The sequence below is a fragment of the Pseudomonas sp. A-RE-22 genome (genome assembly GCF_019956035.1).
GTDB lineage: Bacteria > Pseudomonadota > Gammaproteobacteria > Pseudomonadales > Pseudomonadaceae > Aquipseudomonas > Aquipseudomonas brassicacearum.
Genome location: NZ_JAHBCZ010000008.1, coordinates 44227 through 62196 on the forward strand (window position 1 = coordinate 44227; position 17970 = coordinate 62196).

13 protein-coding genes are annotated in these 17970 nt (G+C 62.1%); 10 read left to right on the forward strand and 3 right to left on the reverse strand.

Features of this window, described 5'->3' with window-relative positions:
- Positions 1-139: 139 nt before the first annotated feature.
- Positions 140-697 carry an NUDIX hydrolase gene (locus KGA89_RS04945; RefSeq protein ID WP_003197433.1) on the reverse strand — a complete coding sequence of 186 codons (558 nt, stop codon included), beginning with the start codon at positions 695-697 and terminating at the stop codon, positions 140-142.
- Positions 698-700: 3 nt separating this feature from the next.
- A complete protein-coding gene (locus tag KGA89_RS04950; protein ID WP_003197431.1) occupies positions 701-1768 on the reverse strand; it encodes a DUF2333 family protein in 1068 nt (355 codons plus the stop codon).
- 284 nt (positions 1769-2052) lie between these two features.
- On the opposite strand from KGA89_RS04950, the gene KGA89_RS04955 reads away from it, so the two are divergent.
- From KGA89_RS04955 to accC, 5 genes are all read left to right on the forward strand, one after another.
- On the forward strand, positions 2053-3723 hold the full coding sequence (locus KGA89_RS04955) for a PleD family two-component system response regulator (RefSeq protein WP_223470795.1): 1671 nt from the start codon (positions 2053-2055) through the stop codon (positions 3721-3723).
- A gap of 955 nt (positions 3724-4678) precedes the next feature.
- The gene (locus KGA89_RS30670; protein ID WP_411740634.1) at positions 4679-5722 is read left to right on the forward strand and encodes a methyl-accepting chemotaxis protein; all 1044 of its coding nucleotides are present in this window, start codon (positions 4679-4681) and stop codon (positions 5720-5722) included.
- Between the two features lie 267 nt (positions 5723-5989).
- Positions 5990-6442 carry a type II 3-dehydroquinate dehydratase gene (aroQ, locus tag KGA89_RS04965; protein WP_003197425.1) on the forward strand — a complete coding sequence of 151 codons (453 nt, stop codon included), beginning with the start codon at positions 5990-5992 and terminating at the stop codon, positions 6440-6442.
- 48 nt (positions 6443-6490) lie between these two features.
- Complete coding sequence (gene accB, locus KGA89_RS04970; protein ID WP_003197423.1) at positions 6491-6955, forward strand: acetyl-CoA carboxylase biotin carboxyl carrier protein; 465 nt, start codon at positions 6491-6493, stop codon at positions 6953-6955.
- 17 nt (positions 6956-6972) lie between these two features.
- Positions 6973-8328, forward strand: coding sequence for an acetyl-CoA carboxylase biotin carboxylase subunit (gene accC / locus KGA89_RS04975; protein ID WP_003197421.1), 1356 nt, complete (start codon positions 6973-6975; stop codon positions 8326-8328).
- Between the two features lie 80 nt (positions 8329-8408).
- Here accC and KGA89_RS04980 read toward each other — a convergent pair whose 3' ends face one another.
- Positions 8409-12380, reverse strand: a complete 3972-nt coding sequence (locus KGA89_RS04980; RefSeq protein ID WP_223470797.1) for a dermonecrotic toxin domain-containing protein — start codon at positions 12378-12380, stop codon at positions 8409-8411.
- Between the two features lie 194 nt (positions 12381-12574).
- Here KGA89_RS04980 and prmA point away from each other — a divergent pair, with 194 nt between their 5' ends.
- The 5 genes from prmA (at position 12575) to purH (ending at position 17911) form a co-directional block, all read left to right on the forward strand.
- On the forward strand, positions 12575-13453 hold the full coding sequence (prmA, locus tag KGA89_RS04985) for a 50S ribosomal protein L11 methyltransferase (RefSeq protein WP_223470798.1): 879 nt from the start codon (positions 12575-12577) through the stop codon (positions 13451-13453).
- 30 nt (positions 13454-13483) lie between these two features.
- On the forward strand, positions 13484-14710 hold the full coding sequence (locus KGA89_RS04990) for a DUF3426 domain-containing protein (RefSeq protein ID WP_223470799.1): 1227 nt from the start codon (positions 13484-13486) through the stop codon (positions 14708-14710).
- 185 nt (positions 14711-14895) lie between these two features.
- Complete coding sequence (dusB, locus tag KGA89_RS04995) at positions 14896-15903, forward strand: tRNA dihydrouridine synthase DusB (RefSeq protein ID WP_223470800.1); 1008 nt, start codon at positions 14896-14898, stop codon at positions 15901-15903.
- On the forward strand, positions 15900-16220 hold the full coding sequence (fis, locus tag KGA89_RS05000; RefSeq protein WP_003186237.1) for a DNA-binding transcriptional regulator Fis: 321 nt from the start codon (positions 15900-15902) through the stop codon (positions 16218-16220). Before dusB ends, fis begins: the two co-directional genes overlap by 4 nt.
- A gap of 83 nt (positions 16221-16303) precedes the next feature.
- The gene (gene purH / locus KGA89_RS05005) at positions 16304-17911 is read left to right on the forward strand and encodes a bifunctional phosphoribosylaminoimidazolecarboxamide formyltransferase/IMP cyclohydrolase (RefSeq protein WP_013692160.1); all 1608 of its coding nucleotides are present in this window, start codon (positions 16304-16306) and stop codon (positions 17909-17911) included.
- The last annotated feature ends 59 nt before the right edge of the window (positions 17912-17970 follow it).

Here is a 17970-nt window from a genome sequence, read left to right on the forward strand (position 1 = left end):
GTCGAGGGGGAACATGCCTCGACCGCGAAACCCCACTCAGGCAGGGGCAGCGCTACTGGACCGCAGACACGGTTCAGCTTGAAAAGTCGCGCAGTGTAACGGCAAAAAGCCGACTTGCTAAGGGCCAATCAGCGCCAATTTATAGCTTCTTTGCGACGCCGCTGCCATGGACGCGCAAATAGCGTTCAAGCGCCGCCAGGGAGTCCGGGCAGTAAGGCTTGCGCTGGATTTCATCGAGCACCTGCTCGAGGGGCAGGAAACGCGCCTCGAGGACTTCTTCGGGCTGCAGGACCAACGGGCCGTCCCATACCGCCGAGAACGCCGAGCACCACAGGCGACTGCCAGGGTCTTCGAAATAGAAATGGTCGTGGGCGGTCAGTTCCACGCCGCTCACGCCCAACTCTTCCGCCAGCTCACGGGCAGCCGATTCGGCGTAGGTCTCATCGGCCTGCACCATGCCCCCCGCCGCCACGTCCCAGAAACCTGGGTAGATGGCCTTGCTCAGGGTGCGCCGATGTACACACAGCTCACCGGACGAATTGAACAGCATGATGTAGGTGCCGCGTCCGATCAGGCCACGCTCACGCAGCTCTGAGCGCACCACGCTGCCGAGCAGATTGTCGTGCTCATCGACCCACGCAATCAGCTCGGCATCCGAGGCCACTCGATGAGCGACCTCCCGGGGGCTTTCGCTCATGAATCAACCCTGGTTCAGCAGTTGCCGCAAGTCGATGACCGCTGCGTTGGCTCGGGAAATGTAGTTGGCCATGACCAGCGAGTGGTTCGCCAATACACCGAAGCCGCTGCCGTTGAGGATCATCGGGCTCCAGACCGGTTCCTGGGACGCTTCCAGCTCACGGATGATCTGCCGCACGCTGACCGTGGCGTTCTTTTTCGCCAGGACATCGGCGAAGTCCACTTCGATGGCGCGCAGCAGGTGCGACAACGCCCACGCCTGGCCACGAGCTTCATAGAACACGTTATCGATTTGCAGCCACGGGGTCTCGACTACCTCTTCATCCACCTGTGGTACCTGGCCCGGGGCCGGGACTTCGGTTTTCAGCGAGGTGTTGAGCTTGACCCGGCCAACGCTGGCCGACAGGCGCTGGGACAACGAACCCAGGCGAGTGCCGACATCCCCCAGCCAGTTGTTCAGGTTGTCGGCGCGGGCGTAGAACAGTGCGCTTTTCTGGCTCGGGTCGGACAGGCGCGCCTGGTAGCGACTCAGGGAATTGATGCCCTCCTGGTATTCAGACTCGCTGGAGGGCAGCACCCAACTGCGGTTGTCGAAGTTGAAGCGCGGCTCGGCCTTGGCCAGGTCGGCGTCCTCGGCGGACTGCGACTGGGAACGGGCGAAGTCCTTGCGCAGGGCGCGGCTCAGGTCGCGGACCTGCACCAGCACGCCGTATTCCCAGCTCGGCATGTTGTCCATCCACAGGCCAGGCGGGAAGCGGTCGTTGGAGATGTAGCCACCCGGCTTGCTCAGCAGGGTTCCGGCCACCGTCTTGAGCGTCTCGACCGTGGTGTAGCCCACCACCATCTGCCGGCCATCTTTCTCCGCTGCGGCCTGGGCGTTCTGCTGCACAGGGAACAGCGCGGGCTCCTGGCTCCAATACCAGCCGACGGCAATGGTCACCAGCAGGTAAAGGCCGATCAGCGTCGCCAGTGCGCGGCTGAAAAAAAGCCCACCCAGGTAGCTGCGGGTGTCCGATTTCGGCTCGGCGGCACGTTCAGGCGCGCTGCCCGCGCGGTTTTTCCAGTCCAGCATGGTGATATCCCTTCAATCACTTGAGTTCTCGGTTCGACCACAACCCTACGCCATCGTGCCTGATTTGAAACGCGATAATGCGGCGCCAATCATGCCGGGCGCGACAGGGCAATCGAACAGCACTATAAAGGAAGCGTTGCCATCGGCCTACGAGACCGGTCAGTCACAAACTGAATTTCGCGACTGGACAGAATATTGACGTATGACACTCATGCGAAGGAAAAGAGGTGCTAGCATAGAGCCACCAGTCGATCTCAGCATGCACCCTAACTAGTAGTCAGGATATGACCGAGCCAGAAGACCCCAGCCGTGAGCGCCTCAAGCACCACTTTGCCCAGCGGGTAATTCATCAGGCTCGTCAGATCCTGGAGATTTGGCAGCGCCTGCAACGCAGTGAGTGGTCAAGCACCGACCTGTCGGAGCTCAGCGAAGCCAACCTGCGCCTGCTGCGCTTTGCCGAGCGCTTCGAACAGCCCGAACACTCCCAACTGGCCCAAGGCATCAGCCAGTCGCTGCAAGCGGTGGACGCCAATCGCGGGCGCCTGAGCAGCCACCTGATCACCGAAATCAACCGCCTGATGCAGCGCTTGTCTCGTACTGGCCTGCGCCATGGCGACCAGCTCGAACAAACCTTCCTGCCGCCGCTGCGCAAACCCATCTACGTGTTGCTGCAGGACCATGACCGCGCCGAGCGCCTGGCCAAGCAGTTGGAGTTCTTCGGCCTCAGCGCCCAGGCGCTGAACAGTGTCGTGGCGTTCCGCGCCTCGATGGTCGAGCGCCTGCCGGCGGCGATCGTCATGGATGTGGATTTCAGCGGCCCCGGCGCCGGCCTGAAACTGGCCGCCGAAGCCCAGGAAGGCCTGGAGCAACCGCTGCCACTGTTGTTCTTCAGTTTGATGGAAACCGACACGCCGACACGCCTGGCCGCGGTGCGCGCCGGTGGGCAGGAATTTCTCACCGGCACCCTCGAAGCCTCGAGCCTGCTGGAAAAGATCGAAGTGCTGACCTGCGTTGCCCAGTACGATCCGTACAAAGTGCTGATCATCGACGACTCCCGTGCCCAGGCCATGCACACCGAACGCCTGCTCAACAGCGCCGGCATCATCACCCGCACGCTGATCGAGCCGATCCAGGCCATGGCCGAACTGGCGGACTTCCAGCCCGACCTGATCATCCTCGACATGTATATGCCCGCCTGCACCGGCACGGAACTGGCCAAGGTGATACGCCACAACGACCGCTACGTCAGCGTGCCGATCATCTACCTGTCCGCCGAAGACGACCTGGACAAGCAACTCGACGCCATGAGCGAAGGTGGCGACGACTTCCTGACCAAACCGATCAAGCCCCGGCACCTGATCACCACGGTGCGCAACCGTGCCGCCCGGGCGCGCAACCTCAAGGCGCGGATGGTGCGCGACAGCCTCACCGGGCTCTACAACCACACCCATATCCTGCAACTGCTCGAGGACTGCAGCTTCCGCGCCCGCCGCGAAGGCAAGCCCCTGAGCTTCGCCATGCTCGACATCGACCATTTCAAACGGGTCAATGACAGCCACGGCCACCCCATGGGGGACCGGGTGATCAAGAGCCTGGCGCTGTTTCTCAAGCAGCGCCTGCGCAAGACCGACTTCATCGGCCGTTACGGCGGCGAAGAGTTCGCCATCGTCATGCCCGACACCGACATCGACGCCGCCTGCAAAGTGCTGGATGAAATTCGCCAGCGCTTTGCCGAAATCCACTACCCGGCCCAGCCCCATGACTTGTGGTGTACCTTCAGCGCCGGTGTAGTGGAGATGAGCGATGACTTCGACAGCCTGATGATGGCCAGCCAGGCGGACGAAGCGCTGTACCGCGCCAAGCACGCCGGGCGCAACCGGGTGCAGAGCGCCCGCCAATCAAAGCAAAGTGCCACCTTTTCATCGGAATCGACCGATTCGGTCATAAACCTGTAACGCAAACGCAATAACTTCAGGCACTTACGATTCTGCCCCTGGTAGACCTTTAATGCGCCTGAAGTTGCTGACCAATCTCAACACCCTTCTTTTAGTTGCCGTGTGCCTGGGCCTTGGGGTCACGCTGTGGTGGTCGCAGATTGCCCTGGAGCGCCCCTATCTGCTGATGGAGCGCTACCTGGGATTGTCGCGGCAGTTCCAGAGCGAAGTGGCGCGCAATATCGAGGACTACCTGGCCAGCGGCGACGCCTTGCGCCTGAGTGCTGCCACCCAGGCCCTGGAGACCCTGCAAAAAGACCTCGATCAATTTCCCCCGGCACTGGCCAAGCCCCTGCGCCCGAGCCTGTCGAACCTCGATAGCTTCAGCAAGACCGATCTGCTGGCCGCCGGCAAACTGGCCGGCGATCCGCAGGCCTTGCTGCTGCAGGCCGAGCGTGAACTGAGTGCCAGCCTCGACCAACTGGCCCAATACGCCAATGGCGCCCCGGCCTACTTGCCCGCGCTGTTTGCCGCGTCACAGCACCTGGGCCGCCTATCCCTCGCCCGGGACAAACTGGTCAGCAGTGGCCGTAGCGAATTGGCCGCCGACGTCGAGCGGGAACTGGCGAGCATCCGTGTGGAGGCCGAACACCTCGACAGCCTGCCCCTGCTGGGCGTCACCGCCAGCAGCGAATCGGGCAGCGATGATTTCGCCGCGCTGATGGGTTTGGAAACCCAGGAAAAAACCGCCGCCGAAGATGCCGGCATCGCCCTCAAGCGCGAACTCAACAGCCTGCTCGGCCGCTACCCGGCAGAATTGGCCCGCACCCGTGAACTGATCCAGAAACGCACTGAACTGAGCAGCGCCACGCACCTGAAAATCGCCGACGTGCAACAGGCGATCGATGCCATGGAGCCGGCGGTACGTGCCCAGCATGGGCAGATCCAGGGAGAGGTTCGCTTGATCCAGGGGGTGATGATTGGCTTGATCCTGCTGATTGCGCTGCTCATCGACACCTTGCAGCGGCGCCTGGCCCGCACCTTGAAGCACCTGGCTCCAGCCCTGTCGACCTGGGCCGAGGGCGACTTCAGCCGTGATATCCACGTGGGCGCCAGCAACCGCGAATTGCAAGACATCGAGGCTTCGCTCAATCGCCTGCGCGCTTACCTGGTGGACCTGGTGGGCACCATTCGAGTAAACGCCGAACAAGTCGCGGGTAGCAGCCGAACCCTGGCCGAACTGAGCGGCGAGCTGCACAGTGGCGCCGAGCATCAGGCTGGCGACACGGCGCTGATCCGCGATTCCCTCAGCGAACTGGAAGCGACGATCCAGCAAGTGGCCGGCGATGCCAGCCAGGCCGCAGACGCCAGCCGCAGCGCCGGGCATGCGGTGGAGCAAGGGCAGAAAGTCATCGGCCTGAGCCTTACAGGCTTGCATGCGTTAGTGGGAGAAGTACAAGGCAACGCGCAGATGATCGAACAACTGGCCGAGGAGTCCGCCACCATCGGCGGCGTGTTGACGGTGATTCGCTCGATTGCCGACCAGACCAACCTGCTGGCCCTCAACGCTGCCATCGAAGCCGCCCGCGCCGGGGAAATGGGCCGGGGCTTCGCGGTGGTGGCCGAGGAAGTCCGCTCCCTGGCCCAACGCACGGCCGGCGCCACCGCCGAAATCCAGACGCTGATCGCCCGCTTGCAACAGGCCGCGCGCCAATCGGTGGACGGCATGCGCGCCCAGGTCGAACACGCCGAAGCCACCGCCAACCAGGCGCAAGCGGCTGATGGCGCGCTGGATGAGATCGTCGGTGCCATCCAGACCATCTCCGATACGGCGGTACGCATCGCCGACGTCACCGCCCAACAAAGCGGCGCCGTCAGCGAAATCCGCGATCACAGCGAGCGGATTCACCAACTGGGCGGCGACAACCTGCTGCGCATCGGCCAGGGGCGCGAACAAGGCGACAACCTGTTGGTACTGGGCGGGCGGTTGCATACGGCAGTACAGGCGTTTCGGGTTTAGACCTCAGATCCAGTGTGGGAGCGAGCCTGCTCGCGATAGTGCTGGGTCAGCTTGCATTGATGTTGAATGGGCCGCCGTCATCGCGAGCAGGCTCGCTCCCACAGGGGCTCGGCTCCAACCGTATGACCGGATCAGGGACCTGGGTCACAAATTTCGCGCAAACATCGGTCATCGTGCTGGCTATTGCAGAGAACTGGACAGTCACAAAGGCTTTGCGGCATAGTCGCCAGGTTCTGATACCTGCTCACAGATAACAAGGAACAGCAGATGGCGACCCTATTGGTCCTGCACGGACCCAACCTGAACCTGCTGGGCACCCGCGAGCCGGGCGTCTACGGCGCCGTGACACTGGCGCAGATCAACCAGGACCTGGAGCAGCGGGCCCGCACCGCCGGCCATCATTTGCTCTATCTGCAAAGCAACGCCGAATATGAATTGATCGACCGTATCCATGCCGCACGTGGCGAAGGCGTGGATTTCATTTTGATCAATCCAGCAGCTTTTACACACACAAGCGTCGCATTACGTGACGCGCTGCTGGCGGTGAGCATCCCATTCATCGAAGTGCATTTGTCCAACGTGCACAAACGCGAACCTTTCCGCCATCACTCCTACTTCTCGGATGTAGCGGTGGGAGTGATCTGCGGCCTTGGCGCCAGCGGTTACCGGCTGGCCCTGGAGGCCGCCCTAGAGCAGCTTGAAAAACAGGCAACAGCTTGAACAACAAGCGTTAAACGCCCCTGACCGACCCTTGGGAGTTGATGATTCATGGATATCCGTAAAGTTAAGAAATTGATCGAATTGCTGGAAGAGTCCGGCATCGACGAGCTTGAGATCAAGGAAGGCGAAGAGTCCGTACGCATCAGCCGCCACAGCAAGACCCCGGCTCAGCAGTTCTATGCACCGGCACCGATGCATGCTCCAGCCGCCGCGCCTGCTCCAGCAGCAGCCCCGGTTGCAGCAGCAGCGCCAGCCGCACCGGCTGCGCCAGCGCTCAACGGCACTGTCGCCCGTTCGCCAATGGTGGGCACGTTCTATCGCAAGTCTTCGCCATCCTCGCCGTCCTTCGTTGAAGTCGGCCAGACCGTGAAGAAAGGCGACACCCTGTGCATCGTCGAAGCCATGAAGATGATGAACCACATCGAAGCTGAAACCAGCGGTGTGATCGAGTCCATCCTCGTCGAAGACGGCCAGCCGGTTGAGTACGACCAACCGCTGTTCACCATCGTTTGAACCGCGGAGAGCCTTTGATGACTGCGAAGTTGGAAAAAGTTCTGATCGCTAACCGCGGTGAGATCGCCCTGCGGATTCTGCGTGCCTGCAAAGAGATGGGCATCAAGACCGTCGCCGTTTACTCCAAGGCCGACAAAGAACTGATGCACCTGGGCCTGGCGGACGAATCCGTCTGCATCGGTCCGGCGTCGGCTGCGCACTCCTACCTGCACATCCCGGCGATCATCGCCGCTGCCGAAGTGACCGGCGCTACCGCCATTCACCCTGGCTACGGCTTCCTGGCGGAAAACGCCGACTTCGCCGAACAGGTCGAAAATTCCGGTTTTGCCTTCATTGGCCCGAAAGCCGACACCATCCGCCTGATGGGCGACAAGGTCTCGGCCAAGCACGCCATGATCGCGGCGGGTGTGCCGACCGTTCCGGGTTCCGACGGTCCACTGCCTGAAGACGAAGAAACCGCTTTGCGCATCGGTCGCGAAGTCGGTTATCCGGTGATCATCAAGGCCGCTGGCGGCGGCGGTGGTCGCGGCATGCGCGTGGTACACAAGGAAGAAGACCTGATCTCCTCGGCGAAACTGACCCGCTCCGAAGCTGGCGCGGCGTTCGGCAACCCGATGGTCTACCTGGAAAAATTCCTGACCAACCCACGTCACGTCGAAGTCCAGGTACTGTCCGACGGCCAGGGCCACGCAATCCATCTGGGCGACCGCGATTGCTCGCTGCAACGTCGTCACCAGAAGGTCCTCGAAGAAGCGCCGGCACCGGGCATCGACGAGCAGGCTCGCGAGGAAGTCCTGGCGCGTTGCGTCAAGGCCTGCATCGACATCGGCTATCGCGGCGCCGGTACCTTCGAGTTCCTGTACGAGAACGGTCGTTTCTACTTCATCGAAATGAACACCCGTGTTCAGGTGGAGCACCCGGTTTCGGAAATGGTCACCGGTATCGACATCGTCAAGGAGATGCTCAGCATCGCCGCCGGCAACAAGCTGTCGTTCACCCAGGATGACGTGGTCATCCGCGGTCACGCGCTGGAATGCCGGATCAACGCCGAAGACCCGAAAACCTTCATGCCAAGCCCAGGCACGGTCAAGCATTTCCATGCCCCGGGCGGCAATGGCGTTCGCGTCGATTCGCACCTGTACAGCGGTTATGCCGTTCCACCGAACTACGATTCGTTGATCGGCAAGCTGATCACCTACGGGGCGACCCGTGACGAAGCCATGGCGCGCATGCGCAATGCGCTGGACGAAATCGTGGTCGACGGGATCAAGACCAACATCCCGCTGCACCGCGACCTCGTACGTGACGAAGGCTTCTGCAAAGGTGGCGTCAACATCCATTACCTGGAACACAAGCTGGGCAACCAGCACTGATGCTTCAAGTGATGTAAAAAGACCCCGGTCCATTGGCCGGGGTCTTTTTTTGCCTGTCGCTCACGATGCGGGCAACGGCATCAGCCCAGCATCACCGTAGAGAATTCCTGCAAGGCAAGTTGCGCCGCAGTCGCCGACCGGCCCTGATGGGTGCGAACGGCGCCGTTGGCATGGGCCACCAAAGGTTCGCTGCGCAAGCGCGTCATGAACCCGCGCGCACGTACCGATACCGGATCAGAACCCCGCTTCGCCCTCGCCAGCACGGGTACGTAGTAGCGTTCGACCTGACTCTGCGAGGTCTTGAACACAGAGGTGATACCACTGCGCAGATCCAGCGCAACACCATAGTTATTCCCGAAGCAGGAAGAATACGACCAGTGATCCCAGGTGGGTTGCAGACCCTGGCGCCTCATCACCAACCGGACCGGCTCGCCAATGTCAGCCCCCGTCAGCCAATCCCCACCCACCAGCGTGGCACGAATATCCTTGGGCGATCCCCCCAGGCGCCGCGTCACATCCCGGACGCTGCGCTCGATCAGCGCACGGATGTTGTGATCGAAATGAATGACCGCCCCGATCCTGGTGGCAGGGTTGTACAACGAAGCGATCACGCACGTTTGCGCATTCAGCGAGAACAGATAGTTGTCCGCCGCCTCGCTGAACCTTGCCACCACAGCCTCGCCCTGCAACGCGCCCCTCGTCGCGTCCGGGAGGACATGCCCGGGAAACGCTTCCCGCAACTCCCCTACTCGCCCAAGGTTGCGCACATGGTCATTGCCGCCTCTCAAGCCGACCTTGTTATGGGTCCATTTGCCATTCGCCAGCCTGCGGATGGGCAGCTTGTACAACGCGCCGGGACGCCTGGCATCCACCAGGCACAACCCGCCGAAGTAGGGATCCTCCATCACCTGGTAGTACCGCCCCCTGCTCCGTATGTAGTGGGCGCTTCGCGGTTGCGTTGCGCTGGGTGGGCTGCGATAGGTGCCAAAAAAAATCCCCTCTTCGGTCACCGGCTGCAAGTGCTCCGGTACTCTGCTGACCGCCTGCTGCGGCTTCAGGCGTATGGGTGGGATCACCGGCCCGGCTTCTTTGACGATGCCCGATGTCGCGCGCCTCAAGCGTTGAGCGGACAATGACAGAGGTTTCACCGCGAGCTTCAGGTTCCTGGCCGCACGTCCTAGCAGCCTGGCCATGCTTGTGGCACCGAGCGTGGCGAACAGCGTCCCCCAGGTCGCGACCAGCCAGTGGCCAAGCGCGCCTTCCGTGTCGCCCTGCCCATGCGCCTCGACTGCCTGCCCGGCGCTGACAGCCACCAAGCCAATGTCCAGCAACAAGGCAAACGGGGGGTAGACCATGCACACAGGAGCCGCCGCGAAGATCAACCCTTTGAACACCTGATCCCTGATCATTTCGGCACGGCTTGTGGTGATGTCCTCCACATCGGTGACAGCGCGCTCGATGCAGGCATCGAATTCAGCGCTGATGTCCATGACCCGATTGAATTCGCGCACTGTATCGACCCGCGCGCTCCCGCTCGCCAAAGCCACCAGCGAACGTCCTGCAGAGGCTCGCGCGCTCAGTGCGATCCGCTCCAGTACGTAATGATGCAGTTGCGCCGCGATGCTCCCGGAGAAGTCCAGGTACTTGCGAAACAGGATCCCGTCCGGAGCGTCGGGTGTATACAACCAGTAAAAAACCTTAGGGTCGAAGTAGGTGAAAACGTAGACCCCTTGCACGACATGACCGCCGACGGTCAACTTGATCACGCCTTCGCGCGTCACGGCGGCGCTGGGGTGCGTGGCGCTGCTCACCGGCCTCCCATCGCTTAGCAGCGTGACTTGCCGGGTGAGCCACTGGAATTCGTCGGTGTTCAACATCGACTTGCCATGGGCCACACGCAGGTCGCGATCCATCCGGGCCAACAGCATGTAGCGGCATGCCTCGCGGCGTTTCAGATACTCAGGGTCCTTGGCATCGAGAAAGGTGGCGCGGATGTGCTTGGCATATCGTTCCCCCAGGTAAGCCACGCGAATGTACGACGCCAATTCGGCGCTGCGAACCTGCTTCAAGTCCTGCCCGACAGAAGAACGCACGCCTTTTGCGGGGTCGTCGATATCCGAGCTGTGCTCGTATCCAAAAATGGCCAGGTCCAACAGGCTGGCGGTTTTTTTCTCGGTTGCCAGCCCTGTGCTGTAGTCGATGAGCACGGTGGCTGGATCGACCGCTTCAAGCACCCCTTTGCTGCGCAGGTACGGCGCAATCAAATGGGCGAAGGTGCGCTTGGCGAAGTCGATGAAGACTTCATAGTCGACCATCTGCTCATCGAACACCTGCCGCTGAACCAGAAACTCCTGGTTCAAGCCGCTGATGTTGCGCCGAGACTCAAGCGGCAGCGCCGAGTACCAGCGAGGCGACTCGTTCAGCTCCACCTGCATCAGGTTATTGGCCAGGCCGGTCAAGACCGCGTTGCGAAGACCAGCCCTGAAATCGCTGACCGCTCCCCTGAGGTCTCTGCCCAGGTCCCACGAGGCAGGTTTCTGCGCCACGCCGGCAAAGTATTCCCGGGCCCGCCCTTGATCGATCACAGAGAGTTGCTGCAGCAGATACTCGCGACCAGCTTCATGTTGGGTCCAGGCACCGACCTCCCCGCTCAACGCCCGAAGCGAGGTCAATTCGACCCACTCATGGCCATCGGGTTTGCCCGGGGCATACAGCAGCAGGCCGCTGACGTCGTCGCCCACATCTTCGCGGTAGAACAGAAGAAGATCGGCACACTTCAGGCCATTGGGAAGCACAAGGTCGGCGACACGCCACACGCTGGCGGTTGGCGTCGCAACCTCGCTCTCCCATAGGGCACTGAGCGATTCATGGCCGGTCGCCGACAACTGGCCCGCGCAACGCGCGATAAATGCACTGTGCTGCAGCCGCGCCAAAAACCAATCGAACATGGCCTCTTTAAGGTCCGCTCGTTCATATCGGTCGGCCAGTGCTTGCAGGTACCCGGCAGGCGCATCGACGTCTGCCAACAATCGACCGATGAAGGCTGGCGAAAGGGACTGGTTACGCAGCATCCCGCCATTTTCCACCAGGAACACCGACACCGCGTCCGGTCGTACCGGGCCTACCGCCACCAGCTCACTCAGGCTGTAGGTGTGCACCGGCTGGCCCATCACCGTTCGCCACTGTAACTGCACGCGAATGCTGTCAGGCTCGACCAGCATGTCCAATTCATCCCTGACATAGTCCCTGGCCAATTGCAGAGCGAAGGCCCGCAGCGAACCCAGGCCATCGACCAGTTCATCGACTTGTGCCTGCGCCAGCACGGTCTGGTTTTCAAAAGCCCGTAGCCGTTCACGATCTGGATTGCTCAACCCTCGCAGCCAATGCGGCAACTGCAATCGCGCGACCGCTCCAAGATCCCGCCGCTCACGGGTTGTTGCCAACGCCGTCAAGCGACTCGTCTGGCACCAGGCGTCCTGGAGTTCTTCGATCTGCTCTCGCAACTGATCGACGTCCATGCCGGCCAGATGGCCAGGTTGGAAAAGCCCGTCGACCGCGACCCGATGCTCGTCAAGCTTTTGCCTGACCAGTGCTTCGAGCGAGACATCCTGCGACACCATTCGCCAATGCCGCCGCAGATAATCCTTGTAGTGACTGACAAACCTCGACGCCGCGCTTTCCACCGCCTGGACAACGCACTCCCGGCGCTCGGGAGCAAACCCCAGGTCTCCCCCTTCGGGCCAACGGTAGGGCAAGTCCTGCGCTTCGTCATAAACCACAGGCGCCTGGTCGATCATGCGCTGCAACACCGTGTCGAGCAGGGTGTCGATGAAGTGCGGATCGATGTTGCCTTGGTGATAGTGGGTGCGCAGCTCGACCAGCAGGTACTCTTCCAGCACCTCCAGCAAACTCATCTGGGTTTGCAGTCGCGCGTCGATAATCACCTGCCAACGCGTCAACTTCTCCAGGGTCATTTGTGCAGTCGCCGCCTGCGGGGAAGAGACCGGCCCCGTGCGCACCATGTTGCTTTGCCGTTCGGCAGTGATGTCCATTCACATTCCTCCCTGCTGTGTGGACCGGCACCTTATCCGCCCGGCGATACGCCCATGGCATACATATATATATCGAAACACCCACCCGGACGGCGCGAGACTCGCTTATCCACTTTGCCCGCGACCTGGCGTACACTGCGCGCCTTTGCAGCCCTGCGCTGCCCCCTGTAGATTTTTTTCCAAAGGTGCCCGCCATGCCTTGGCTGCAAGTACGTCTGGCCATCAGCCCGGAACAAGCCGAAACCTACGAAGACGCGTTTCTTGAAGTAGGCGCCGTATCGGTAACCTTCATGGACGCCGAAGACCAGCCGATCTTCGAGCCGGAGCTCAACACCACCCCGCTGTGGTCCCATACCCACCTGCTGGCCCTGTTCGAAGGCGGCACCGAGGCGGCCAGCGTACTGGCCCATCTCGAGCTGCTGACCGGCAGCCCGCTGCCCGAGCATCACAGCGAAGTGATCGAGGACCAGGACTGGGAACGCAGCTGGATGGACAATTTCCAGCCGATGCGTTTCGGCCAGCGCCTGTGGATTGTCCCGAGCTGGCACGCCGCGCCAGAGCCGGACGCGGTCAACCTGCTGCTGGACCCGGGCCTGGCGTTCGGCACCGGCACCCACCCGACCACCGCACTGTGCCTGGAATGGCTCGACGGCCAGGACCTGAAGGGCTACAACGTACTCGACTTCGGCTGCGGCTCGGGGATCCTGGCGATTGCCGCGCTCCTGCTGGGTGCCCGGGAAGCCGTCGGCACCGACATCGACGTCCAGGCCCTGGAAGCTTCCCGCGACAACGCCGGGCGCAACAACATTGCCGAAGCCCTGTTCCCACTGTACTTGCCGCAGGACTTGCCACAGGTCCAGGCCGACGTGCTGGTGGCCAACATCCTCGCCGGCCCGCTGGTGTCCCTGGCGCCGCAACTGTCGAGCCTGGTCAAGCCGGGCGGACGCCTGGCGCTGTCGGGCATCTTGGCTGAACAGGGTGAGGAAGTCGCCGCCGCTTATGCCGCAGACTTTGACCTGGACCCGATCGCCAATCGCGATGGCTGGGTGCGCATCACCGGACGTCGGCGCTAGAATGAGCGCCTGTATCCACCGGATTGCCGCATGACTGACAGCTTCGTCACCCAGTGCCCGCATTGCCATACCCGTTTTCGCGTCAGCCATGCTCAATTGAGCGTGGCCCGCGGGGTGGTTCGTTGCGGCTCGTGCCTGCAAGTGTTCAATGCCGCACGACAGTTGCTGGAACAACGCACTGCCAAGCAACCGGCGCCTGCCGTCGCGCCGACTGCCAAACCTGCGGTCGAAGCCCCACCCCGGGCGATCAGCCAGAAACAATGGAGCGCCGCCGAGCTGGATCTGGATGACCTGGACAAGGAGCTGGCGCGCCTGGAGCGGCGCGACAATCGCGCGCCAGGCAATACCGGCCGGCGCCGGGAAGACAACCTCAGCGCGCAACGCGACTCGCTCTCCAGCGAACAGCAAGCCTGGCCCGACAGCCTGTACAGCGAATCTTCCAGCGAGCGCGCCGAAGCCGTCCTCCAGGACCCCATCGAACCGTTCGAACCCCATGAACCGGCCCGGCCACCGCGCACCGAGCCGTCCCTGTCCCTGGCCCTTGAACCACTGGAATCGGACGACGAACCGGTCGCACCGCTCCACCTGGCGCCGGACGACGAGCCCGACGAACACCTCGAGCGCCTGTCTGCCACCGACGACCACGACGACGAACCCGAGCAACTGGCGCCATTGCGCAAGTCACGGGAGCGCCAGGAGCCGGGGATACGCGCCGAAGCCCTCCACGACCTGGACGACGACCCGCTGCAACTGGACTGGCGCAAACGCCGCTCGCCCTGGGGCCGACGCTTGTTGTGGGGCCTGTTGATACTGCTCGCCAGCGCGGCCCTGGGCGGCCAGTACATCGCCTACCATTTCGAAGAACTGGCCCGCCAGGACCAGTACCGGCCGTGGTTCCTGCAAATCTGTCCGACCATCGGCTGCGAAGTACCGTCCAAGGTCGACATCGCCAAGATCAAGAGCAGCAACCTGGTGGTTCGCAGCCATCCGGAGTTCAGCGGAGCCCTGGTGGTGGACGCGATCATCTACAACCGTGCGCCCTTCTCCCAACCTTTTCCGTTGCTGGAGCTGCGTTTTGCCGACCTCAACGGACACCTGATCGCCAGCCGTCGCTTCAAGCCCGGCGAGTACCTGGGTGGCGACCTCGAGGACCGCGGCGAAATGCCGCCCCAGACGCCCATTCACATCGCGCTGGATATCCTGGACCCTGGCCCCAAAGCGGTGAACTACAGTCTGAGCTTCCATTCCCCTGAATGAAGCCGACCAGGGTCGGCCAATTGACGGCAGCTTTCTGACTGACCCCACCCAGACCAAACCGCTGGCGATAACAAAATAGCTGTTCAGATTTTATCCAATTCGATCTTTATCCAGTCATCGAGAGCGGGTATCATGCCAACCCTTTTTCGAAGTCTCATGATCCGGCCCCACTTCAGGGAAGTCCTATGTCGGCGGTACGCATCGGCCCATATACATTGCAGAACGGCCTGATTCTCGCCCCTATGGCGGGGGTCACCGACCAGCCCTTTCGTCAGCTGTGCAAACGACTGGGCGCTGGTCTGGTGGTTTCGGAAATGGTCACCAGCGACATGAGTTTGTGGAACACCCGCAAATCGCGTCTGCGCATGATCCACGAAGGTGATCCCGAGCCCCGCTCGGTACAGATCGCCGGTGGCGATGCACAGATGCTGGCGGAGGCGGCCCGGGCGAACGTCGAGCTGGGGGCGCAGATCATCGACATCAACATGGGCTGCCCGGCGAAGAAGGTCTGCAACAAGGCCGCAGGCTCGGCACTGTTGAAAGATGAAGCGCTGGTCACCGAGATCCTGCACGCGGTCGTCGCCGCAGTGGATGTGCCGGTGACCCTGAAGATACGCACCGGCTGGGACCGGGAGAACAAGAATGGCCTGGTGGTGGCGAAGATCGCCGAACAGGCGGGCATCACGGCGCTGGCGGTCCATGGACGCACCCGTGCCGACCTGTACACCGGCGAAGCCGAGTACGACACCATCGCCGCGATCAAGCAGGCGGTGTCGATTCCGGTGTTTGCCAATGGCGACGTCGATTCGCCCGAGAAGGCCCGGTACGTGCTGGACGCGACCGGTGCCGATGGCCTGTTGATCGGCCGGGCCGCCCAGGGGCGGCCATGGATTTTTCGTGAGATCGAACACTTCCTGCGCACGGGCGAAAAGCTCGCGGCGCCGCAGTTGTCCGAGGTGGAACGTATTCTGCTAGAGCATCTGGCCGCGCTACATGCCTTCTACGGAGAAGTCATGGGTGTACGCATTGCTCGCAAGCATGTGGGCTGGTATCTCGCAACCCTGCCGGGCGCCAGGGAGTTTCGCGCCCGTTTCAATCGTTTGGATGGTACGCAAGCACAATGCGCCGACGTTCAGGCGTTCTTCGCTGAGCGTTACAAGAGCCTGACAGGGGACGAAGGGGTGGCCGCATGACGATGATGACCGAGACTTTAGTGAGTGGAACAACACCCGTGAGCGACAACGTGAATTTGAAACAGCACCTCAATACGCCCAGCGAAGAAGGCCAGACCCTTCGCGGGAGTGTCGAGAAGGCGCTGCACAATTATTTCGCCCACCTTGAGGGCGCTGCCGTCACGGATGTGTACAACCTGGTGCTTTCCGAAGTCGAGGCGCCTCTGCTCGAAAGCGTGATGAACTACGTCAAGGGCAACCAGACCAAAGCCAGTGAGCTGCTGGGCCTGAACCGCGGCACCCTGCGCAAGAAACTCAAGCAGTACGATCTGCTGTAAGCATTCAATCAAACCAGAAAGGCGCCCGCGTAAAAAACGGTCGCCTTTTTTGCTGACTTCCCTTGCTTTTGATGGAAATTGAAATGACCGACCAGACCACCCGCCTGCCGATCCGCCGCGCCTTGATCAGCGTCTCCGACAAGACCGGGATCCTCGAATTCGCCCGCGAGCTGCAACAGCTGGGCGTCGAGATTCTCTCCACCGGCGGGACCTTCAAGCTGCTGCAGGACAACGGCGTCGCCGCAGTGGAAGTCGCGGACTACACCGGTTTTGCAGAAATGATGGACGGTCGGGTCAAGACCCTGCACCCGAAAATCCACGGCGGGATCCTGGGCCGTCGCGGCATCGACGACGCCATCATGAACGAACACGGCATCAAGCCGATCGACCTGGTAGCGGTCAACCTCTACCCGTTCGAAGCCACCATCAACAAGCCCGGCTGCGACCTGCCGACCGCCATCGAGAACATCGACATCGGCGGCCCGACCATGGTCCGCTCGGCGGCCAAGAATCACAAGGACGTGGCCATCGTGGTCAACGCCAGCGACTACGCCAGCGTATTGGAAAACCTCAAGGCCGGTGGCCTGACCTACGCCCAGCGTTTCGACCTGATGCTCAAGGCCTTCGAACACACCGCCGCCTACGACGGCATGATCGCCAACTACATGGGCACCGTGAACCAGGCCGCTGAAACCCTGTCGACCGAAGGCCGCAGCGAATTCCCGCGCACCTTCAACACCCAGTTCGTCAAGGCCCAGGAAATGCGCTACGGCGAGAACCCGCACCAGAGCGCGGCGTTCTACGTGGAAGCCAAGCCCGCCGAAGTCGGCATTGCCACCGCCACCCAGCTGCAAGGCAAGGAACTGTCGTTCAACAACGTGGCCGACACCGACGCCGCGCTGGAATGCGTGAAGAGCTTCGTCAAGCCCGCCTGCGTGATCGTCAAGCACGCCAACCCGTGCGGCGTGGCCGTAAGCCCGGACGCCGAGGGCGGTATCCGCCAGGCCTACGAACTGGCCTACGCCACCGATACCGAATCGGCTTTCGGCGGCATCATCGCCTTCAACCGTGAACTGGACGCCGCGACCGCCAAGGCCATCGTCGAGCGTCAGTTCGTCGAAGTGATCATCGCCCCTTCGGTCACCGAAGAAGCCCGCGCCATCGTTGCCGCCAAGGCCAACGTCCGCCTGCTGGCCTGCGGCCAATGGTCGGCCGACCGTGCGCCGGCCTGGGACTACAAGCGCGTCAATGGCGGCCTGCTGGTCCAGAGCCGCGACATTGGCATGATCGGCAGCGAAGACCTGAAAGTGGTGACCAAGCGCGCCCCGAGCGAGCAGGAAATCAACGACCTGATCTTCGCCTGGAAAGTCGCCAAGTACGTAAAATCCAACGCCATCGTCTACGCCAAGAACCGCCAGACCATCGGTGTCGGCGCAGGCCAGATGAGCCGTGTGAACTCGGCCCGCATCGCCGCCATCAAGGCTGAACACGCCGGCTTGCAGGTACAGGGCGCGGTCATGGCCTCCGATGCGTTCTTCCCGTTCCGCGACGGCATCGACAACGCGGCGAAGGTCGGCATCACCGCCGTGATCCAGCCGGGTGGTTCGATGCGTGACAATGAAGTGATTGCTGCCGCTGACGAGGCCGGCATCGCAATGGTCTTTACGGGCATGCGTCACTTCCGTCACTGATACACCGACCCACTGTGGGAGCTGGGTTGGTGTGGGAGCAAGGCTTGCCCGCGATGCAG